Consider the following 8,069-nt stretch of genomic DNA (forward strand, 5'->3'; position numbering starts at 1 on the left):
GCTCGCTGACCGCCTGGAGAACAGCGCAACGCAGCATGTCCCACCACCCCGCGTGCACGTGCACGGGACGATGCACGGTCCGCAGCGACCGGCCCCGGCAACCCTTCACCGCAGGCGGACTCTGTGTGGCATTTTCCAGCGCCGCCCCGGCATGTGGTGGCAGGCTGCGAGGTCAGGAGACAGCAGCATGACGGAGCCGGAGGTGCGTCCCGTGGCGTCCAGTGTCAATCCCACCGTTAGGCGGCGCCGCTTGGGGCAGGAGCTGCGCAAGCTCCGCGAGCTCAAGGGCATGACCGCCGAGGAGGTCGCCGAGCGGCTGCTCGTCTCCCAGTCGAAGATCAGCCGCCTGGAGAACGGCCGTCGCAGCATCAGCCAGCGCGACGTGCGCGATCTCTGCGGGGTGTACGGGGTCGAGGACCACCGCATTGTCGATTCGCTGATGCAGATGGCCAAGGAGTCGCGCCAGCAGGGCTGGTGGCACGCCTTCGGCGACATTCCCTACAGCGTCTACATCGGCCTGGAGACGGACGCGGCCTCACTGCGCGTGTACGAGGCGTCCCTCGTACCGGGTCTGCTGCAGACGCCCAATTACGCGAGCGCCGTGACCGAGGGTTCCTGGCCGGAGGCGACGGCGGCCGATATCGAGCGGCGCGTACAGGTGCGGATGCGGCGGCAGGAACGGATCAGCGATCCGGAGAATCCGCTGCGTCTTTGGGCGGTCATCGACGAGTCGGCGCTGCGGCGCATCGTCGGCAGCCGGGAGATCATGGCGGAACAGATGCGCCAGCTCGTGCAGTTCAGCCTCGAACCGCACATCACGGTGCAGGTGCTGCCGTACGACGTGGGCGCGCATCCGGGCATGTACGGAAAGTTCTCCATTCTGGAGTTCAACGACCCGCAGGACGCCAGCACGGTCTATCTGGAGGGGATCACGAGTGACCTCTACCTGGAGAAGCCGAACGATGTGCAGACGTACAGCGTGATGTACGAGCATTTGCGCATGCAGGCCCTCAACGCGGAGCACTCCCGGCAGTTCATCGACCGGGTCGCGGAGGAGTGGGCGGCGGAGGTCTGAGCACGCCCCGGCGTCTCCGAGCGGCGCAGCGGCCGCACGGTACACCTCGCCCGGTCAACCGGGAAGGGCGTTCCCGAATATGCCATCCGGTCGAGTGAATGGCCCGTTCATCAGGTGATGTTGGCGCGTAACGTCGGTCGCACCTCGGGAAACCGGCGTTCCGACCGGCGTTTCTGATCAAGGCACATACTCACCAAGGCATGGGAGCAATCATGGCCATCCAGCAGGGAAACACCACGTGGCGCAAGTCCTCGTACTCGCTGGCCAACGGCGACTGCGTGGAGGTCGCTTCCCCCCTCCCCCAGTCCATCGCGGTCCGTGACTCCAAGGACCCCCAGGGACCGATTCTCGGTTTCACGCCCGGCGCCTGGTCCTCCTTTGTGACGACCGTTTCCCGTCGCGCCTACGACTTCTGATAAGTCCGGCCGATACGACATCTTCAACACTTCAAGGCAGTTCCGCGCAGAACCCCCTCGACTGGTCCGCCGTCCCGGCCGAGGGGGTTCCGCCGTATCCGGGCCCGCGCGCCGGCTCCGTAACGGCGCGACGGCTACCCGCGATTGTGCAATCGCAACGACCACGGGGCCACCGCGTCGGCCCTCCGGCGCTAGCCCTGCGGGTAGCGCGCGGTCCACACCGGCGACACCACGCCCGGGCCGTGCAGCTGGGCCCCCTGGGTGAGCTCCATGGCGAAGTCGTCGGCGAGTTCGGCGATCACGGCCCGTCCCTCCAGCTCGGCCAGCAGGTCGGGCGGCAGTGCGGTCTCGCCGTGCAGCGCGCCGAGCAGATTGCCGCAGATGGAGCCCGTGGAGTCGGAGTCGCCGCTGTGGTTGACGGCGAGCAGCAGCCCGTGCCGCATGTCCTCGGCGACCAGCGCGCAGTACAGGCCCATGGCGAGGGCCTCTTCGGCCACCCAGCCCTGTCCGAGCGCTTCCAGCCGCTCGGCCGTCGGGGCGCCCTGGCGTACCGCGTCGAGCGCCTGCCGCAGCGCGGCCGTCGTCTCCTCGTGGCCGGACCACTGCACCAGCAGGCCGAGCGCCTGCTGCACCGAGGCCTCCAGCGTCCCGCCGCGCACGATGCCGTGCACGATCGCCGCGAAGGCAGCCGCCGCGAGGACGCCCGAGGGGTGGCCGTGGGTCTGCGCGGCGCACTCGGCGGCCAGCCGGAAGACCTCCGCGGGCTCCCGGTCGACCAGCAGGCCGAACGGCGCCGAGCGCATCACCGTGCCGCAGCCCTTGGACTCGGGGTTCTTGGGCGCGGCGAGGGTGCCCATCCGGTCGTCGTCCAGCCCGGACAGGCAGGCGTTGCCGGGGGCCCGCTGCGAGTGGAGCCACGACTGGCGCCCCAGTCCGCCCAGGGTGGGGTCGCGCGGGTCCGGCTCCTGGTAGCGCTGGGTGGCCCGCCAGCGCAGGTACGCCCGGTGCACTTCCTCCGCCGCGGGCCAGGTGCCGCCGTCGCGCCGGATCTCGGCGCGGATCAGGCCGTCGACGGTGAACAGCGTCATCTGGGTGTCGTCGGTGACCGCGCCGCGCCGCCCGTAGGCCCGTACGTAGTCGCCGACGCCGGCCGGCCCGTGGTGGTCGCGGATCATCGTCAGCGAGTGGAACTCGATGCCCGCGCCGAGGGCGTCGCCGATCGCCCCGCCGAGCAGGCAGCCACGGACCCGGGCGCGGAAGTCCTGCTGCTGCGCCCGGCTCCACAGTGCGGTGGTGGTCATGGTGTCCCGCCCCTTCCCGTTACCCGCCCGGCTCAGCCCTTGAGCGGGCGGACCGTCTTCATGATCTCGTCGATCCGGGACTCCGGAAGCGCGCCGGAGACGCCCTGGTCGGCGTACATGATCCAGCTGGCGAACTCGCCGCTGGGGAGCTTCCACACGATGCTCTTGACGATGGCGGTGGGCGGCACGCACGGGCTCGGGCGGTTGGCGACCTTGACCTTGGCGGTGGCGGTCCAGCCGTCGATGCCGTTCTGCTTCCAGGGCGTGGCCTGGGTGACCTCGATCTTGGGCTTGTTGCTCAGGCCGCCGTACGCGTACATGCCCCAGTTGCCCGCCCAGTTGCGGGCGTTCTCCTGGATGCTGATGGAGGCGTCGCCGCCCGCCGTGCCGACCGTGGCGAGCTGCCCCTTGCCGGCCTCGCCGATCGCGTTGGGGTTGGCGGACGAAGCGCAGCCGCCCTCGGTGAAGTTGGCGGTGTCGCGCATCGTGATCTGCGGCTTACCGGAGGCGTCCGTGTACGCGATCATCGTGTCCTGGGGGAAGACCTTCCACTTCTCCCCCGTGCCGGGCACGTCGTACTGGAGCTTGTGCTCCCTGCTGGTCTGCGTCTGCCATCCGGCGGGCACGGCCTGCGGGCCGCCCTCCTGGGCGGGCTTCTGCTGCCCGCCCTCCGCCGCCGGCTTGTCCGCGGGCTTGTCCCCGGCCTTGGGGGTGCCGTCGGCCGTGACCTTCTGGTCGTCCTTCTTGTCGTCGCCGCCCTTGAGGAGGAAGAACGCGCCGCCGCCGATGACGGCGAGGGCCACGACACCGCCGACGACGGCGAGCAGGGTCTTGTTGCTCCTGCCGCCGCCGGTGCCGCCGCCACCGCCCGGCGGGGCGGGCACCGGAGCCGGAGCCGGGGCGGGTGCCGGAGCGGGTGCCGGAGCGGGTGCCGGAGCGGGTGCCGGAGCCGGGGCGAGAGCTGAGTCGTGAGCGACCGCCCCAGCGAGAAGGAAGAGCCCCCCGAGCAACCGCCGTCCCCGGAATCCGGGGCGGAAGAGGCCCCGGCACCCACGGAGGCGCAGGACGCCCCCGAGCCGTCCGCGCCGGAGCAGGCGGAGCAGCCGGAGCAGCCGGAGGAATCGGAGGAATCGGAGCAGGCGCCCGAACCCGGCGCGGCCTCCGACGGGGGCGAGGCGTCCGACGCCGCACCGGAGCCGACGGAGGCCGAGGACGCGGAGGACGCGGAGGAAACGGAGGAAGCACCCGAGCCGCCGGACGCGGAGGATGCGCCCGAGGGCGGGGCCGAGTCCTCTGATGAGGGCGAGCGGTCGGACGGGCGTGAGGCGTCCGACGCTGCACCGGAGCCGACGGAAGCGGAGGAACCGAAGGCCCCGCAGGAAGCGGGGCAGGCCGAGGGGGCGGAGCCGGCAGCGAAACCGGAGGCGGCGGAAGAACCGGAAGAGGCGGAGGGCTCGGAGGACGTAGAGGAGCCTGAGGAGCCTGAGGAGCCTGAGGAGCCCGAGGAGCCCGAGGAACCGGAAGAGCCCGAGGACGCTGAGGACCCGGAAGAGCCTGAAGACCCTGAGGAGCCGGAGGAACCGGAAGAGCCCGACGAGCCGGAAGAGCCCGAGGAAGCCGAGGACGCCGACGAGTCCACGGACGCCGACGAGTCCGCGAAAGCCGCGCCGGAGCCTGCCGATGCGCACGATACGGACGAGGCACCCGAGCCGGCTCACGCAGCTGAACCGGCTGAACCGGCCGCATCATCGGAAGGCGCGCAGAACGCGCCCGAGCCCACGGAGGCGCAGGACGCCCCCGAACCGTCCGCGCCCGAGCCGGCGGAGGGAGCAGCGGAAACGGCCTCGCGCACGGAGAACCCGGACGACTCGGATGACCCGGACGCGGCCCCCGACCCCGCCGAGCCTCAGGACAACCACGCCAGGCGTGCGCCGGAGGCCCGGCAGGAGCCGGACACCGAGGCACCCTCGACGGCCGAGTCCCCGGACCACCACGACAGGGAGGAAGCCCCTGCTCCGACCACTGGGCCGGAGGCCCCGCAGGACGACGCTACCGCGGACCCGGAACGGGACGACCCCTCCTCCGGCGGCCGCGGTCGGCAGGGCGGGCCGGGCGACCTGGACCCGACGGGCGGTGCGGCGCTGGACGTCTCCGACGAGTTCGATCCCGACGACGAGGCCGACGACACGTGGATCAGGCTGCGCTCGGGGAACAACCGGCGGAGGTCCACGACCGCGAACGAGGGCGGCGTCGGCAACGGCGATTGAATGCGGGCAGGGCCCGGGTCGGCGACCCGGGCCCTGCCCGCATGTGCTGGGCTGCGCGCGCTGCGCGCCGCGTCCGCGTCACTGATGTGCCGCGGCCTTCTTCGGCGACGGGGCCGAGGGGGCCGTTGCGGCCCCGGTCTCCGGGCGGCGGTCCCTGGGGATGAGGGCCAGGACGAGCCCCAGGGCCAGGAGGGAGCCGCTGACCAGGAAGACCGTCTGCATGGCCTGGGCCATGCCCTCCAGGAAGGGGTGGGCGAGGCGGGCGTCGGCGTGGGCGAGGAAGGAGCTGTCGTCCAGGGAGACGGCTCCGTTGCGGCCGGCGAGCAGGGTCCGGTTGGCGGGCTGGGACGTCACCGCCGGGTCGGCGAGGGCTTCCGTGAAGGCCGGGTCGGAGGCGGCGGAGGCGTAGGCGTCGGAGATCCGGCCGCCGACCGTGCCGAAGAAGAGCGAGAAGAAGACGCTGATGCCGACGGTGCCGCCGATGGAGCGGAAGAAGGCGAAGGAGCCGATGCCGGCGCCCATGTACCGCGGTTCCAGGCCGCGCTGGATGGCGACCAGCATGACCTGCCAGGCGATCCCGATCCCGAGGCCCATGACGGCGGCGGCCACCCCGGCCTGCCACAGGGCCGTGTCGGCGCCGAACGTCGCGAACCAGAACGTGCCGGCCATCATCAGCAGGATGCCGAGGAGCATGAAGCCCTTGAAGTTGCCGGTGCGGGTGACGTAGGCGCTGCACAGGCGGCCGCCGCCGATGATGCCGAGCGTCTGCGGCAGCAGCATCAGGCCGGCTTCGGTCGGCGAGAGGCCCTTGACGATCTGGAGGTAGAGGGGCAGGACGGCGAGCGAGCCGAAGACGGCGGCGCCGACGATCGTGTTGACGCCGTTGTAGAGGGAGAAGACGGGGTTGCGGAACATGGGCGTGGGGAGCAGGGCCGCGGCCCCGGCCCGCCGCTGCGTCATCACGAACAGCACGAGCCCCACGGCCCCCACGGCGAACAGCCCCAGCGTGCCGGCCGAGCCCCAGCCCCACTTGGACCCTTCCTCGACGGCGAAGAGCACGGGCACGAGGAAGAGGACGAGCGTGATGACGCCGGCGATGTCGGGCTTGTCGGAGGAGCGGTCGTTCTGGATGCGCACCTGGCTGAGGACGATCAGGACGGCGGCGACCCCGATCGGCACGTTGATGAAGAAGGCCCAGCGCCAGCCGGCGGCACCGGCGAAGCTGTCCAGCCCGGCGAAGAACCCGCCGACGACCGGTCCGACCACGGCCGAGACGCCGAAGACGGCACCGAACCAGGCCTGGTAGCGGCCGCGTTCGGCGGGCGGCAGCAGGTCGGCCAGGATGGCGAACGCGAGGCTCATCAGGCCGCCCGCGCCGAGCCCCTGGATGCCCCGGAACACCGCCAGCATCACCATGGACTGGGCGAGTCCGCACAGCACCGAGCCGACGACGAAGACGGCCACGGCGATGACGTAGAGCGGCCGGCGCCCGTAGATGTCGGAGAGCTTGCCGTAGAGGGCCGTGGTGATCACCGAGGTGATCATGTACGAGGTGTTGGCCCAGGCCTGCTGCGAGAGGCCGTTGAGGTCGTCGGCGATGGTGCGCAGCGCCGCGGAGATGATGGTCTGGTCGAGCGCCGACATGAACAGGCCGAGCATCAGCCCGGTCATGACGAGTCTCATGCGGCGCCGGTCGATCACCGGCGTGCTCGGAGCAGTTGTGTCCGTCATCGTCGTTCCATCCATCCCTGGCCGAGGCCCTGCTGAGGCGATGACTCAAGGATGGAACCTCAAGCAAAGTTGAGGTCAAGACGGATGATCAACTCTCTTCGCCGTCGCCGTCACCGTCACCGTCGTCAGCCTCGTCCTCCTCGTCCTCGTCCTCGTACGGGGCTTCCTCCATCAGCCGCTCCGCGATGTCGTCCACCCAGGCCTCGGCCCAGCGCAGCAGCTCCGCACGGTCGGTGTCGTCGAGCCCGTACGCGGCGAACTCCGAGTCGGCGATCCACTCGGCGCCGGCGAGCCGGGCCTGGAGGTCGGTGAGGTCGAAGGCGGCGGCGCCCGGGCCGGCGTGGCGGCGGCCGAGTTCCTCCAGCTCGATGTGCGACCAGTCGGCGGATGCGGCCCGCACGTCGACGAGGTCACGGGCGAGCCCGAGGTCCGCGAGGTCGCGCACGGCCATGCCGACCACGTCCTCGACGGCGGGCACGGCCCCGTACGAACCCAGCACCGGGGGCCGCGACAGGGTCTCCTGGCGGAGCGCGACCGCGCAGTGCTCACCGGTCGCCGCGTCGGTGACGACGAGTCCGGCCTCGCGCGGTTCGGCCTGCCAGCCACGCTCGCGCAACCCGGCGCAGAGGCAGGACACGAGCTCGTCCATGGCGTCGGGGGCCTCGGTGATCAGCTCCAGCCCGGTGTCCCTGCGGACGGCCCCCGGAGGAAGGAGACCGTGCGCCTCCCGGGCGTAGGAGCCGCTGAGGAGGAGCGGATACGCGGAGCCCGCCGCCATCACGTCCGGCAGCAGACGCCGGTGCAGTCCGTGGGGACCGCTTTCGTACGAGCCGGGCAGCGGTGGGGGCGGCAGCATGATCGCGATTATTCCGGAAGGACGCCCTCGACCAGGTCGGATACGCGCTGCAGCTCCGGCTGGATCTCGTCCGCCTCGGCCCGGTCGACGGCGGCGAGCCGCCACCACACGGCCCGCGCGTTGCGCAGGATGCGCCGGGTCTCCTCGGCGGGCGCCTGGGCGTTGTGGCGGCGCTCGGCCGACCGCAGGTGCAGCCGCATGATCGCGGCCCAGTCCTCCTGCAGCAGCAGCGCGAGCCAGGCCCGCGTGCCCAGCACGCCGACGGTGTGCGGATGCAACGGCCCGTACTCCCGGTCGAGCACCCCTTCCAGCTCCCGCGCCGCGAGCGCCGCCCCCACCAGATCCCCGCGCAGCTCAGCAGCAACGATCCGCCCGAAGCGCTCGGCGTGATGCGGGGGGAGGGGGGTGGACCAGTCGGGGGCG

At 71.7% G+C, this 8,069-nt stretch carries 8 protein-coding genes; 3 read left to right on the plus strand and 5 right to left on the minus strand.

Translation table 11 applies throughout. The annotated features are described in order from the left end of the window. Nucleotides 1-211: 211 nt before the first annotated feature. Both ACSNOG_RS30650 and ACSNOG_RS30655 read left to right on the plus strand, forming a co-directional pair. A complete protein-coding gene (locus ACSNOG_RS30650; protein ID WP_436755977.1) occupies nt 212-1,075 on the plus strand; it encodes a helix-turn-helix domain-containing protein in 864 nt (287 codons plus the stop codon). A gap of 212 nt (nt 1,076-1,287) precedes the next feature. Then, nucleotides 1,288-1,491 carry a DUF397 domain-containing protein gene (locus ACSNOG_RS30655; RefSeq protein WP_190021708.1) on the plus strand — a complete coding sequence of 68 codons (204 nt, stop codon included), beginning with the start codon at nt 1,288-1,290 and terminating at the stop codon, nt 1,489-1,491. 191 nt (nt 1,492-1,682) lie between these two features. Here ACSNOG_RS30655 and ACSNOG_RS30660 read toward each other — a convergent pair whose 3' ends face one another. Together ACSNOG_RS30660 and ACSNOG_RS30665 are read right to left on the minus strand one after the other, a co-directional pair. Next, entirely contained in the window at nt 1,683-2,792 is a 1,110-nt protein-coding gene (locus tag ACSNOG_RS30660; RefSeq protein ID WP_436755971.1) for an ADP-ribosylglycohydrolase family protein, read from the minus strand. A 32-nt stretch (nt 2,793-2,824) separates the two neighbouring features. Continuing rightward, on the minus strand, nt 2,825-3,676 hold the full coding sequence (locus ACSNOG_RS30665) for a hypothetical protein (protein ID WP_436755972.1): 852 nt from the start codon (nt 3,674-3,676) through the stop codon (nt 2,825-2,827). A gap of 84 nt (nt 3,677-3,760) precedes the next feature. Between ACSNOG_RS30665 and ACSNOG_RS30670 the strand changes: the two genes are divergently transcribed. Beyond that, nucleotides 3,761-5,059, plus strand: a complete 1,299-nt coding sequence (locus ACSNOG_RS30670; RefSeq protein WP_436755973.1) for a hypothetical protein — start codon at nt 3,761-3,763, stop codon at nt 5,057-5,059. 78 nt (nt 5,060-5,137) lie between these two features. Here ACSNOG_RS30670 and ACSNOG_RS30675 read toward each other — a convergent pair whose 3' ends face one another. The 3 genes from ACSNOG_RS30675 to ACSNOG_RS30685 all read right to left on the minus strand — a co-directional run. Then, nucleotides 5,138-6,790, minus strand: coding sequence for an MDR family MFS transporter (locus ACSNOG_RS30675; RefSeq protein WP_436755974.1), 1,653 nt, complete (start codon nt 6,788-6,790; stop codon nt 5,138-5,140). A gap of 88 nt (nt 6,791-6,878) precedes the next feature. Further along, nucleotides 6,879-7,646, minus strand: a complete 768-nt coding sequence (locus tag ACSNOG_RS30680) for a hypothetical protein (RefSeq protein ID WP_436755975.1) — start codon at nt 7,644-7,646, stop codon at nt 6,879-6,881. An 8-nt stretch (nt 7,647-7,654) separates the two neighbouring features. Further along, a partial coding sequence (locus ACSNOG_RS30685; protein ID WP_436755976.1) for a hypothetical protein occupies nt 7,655-8,069 on the minus strand: 415 nt, incomplete at its 5' end.

It is taken from the genome of Streptomyces sp. URMC 124 (assembly GCF_051386455.1).
Taxonomy (GTDB): Bacteria; Actinomycetota; Actinomycetes; order Streptomycetales; family Streptomycetaceae; genus Streptomyces.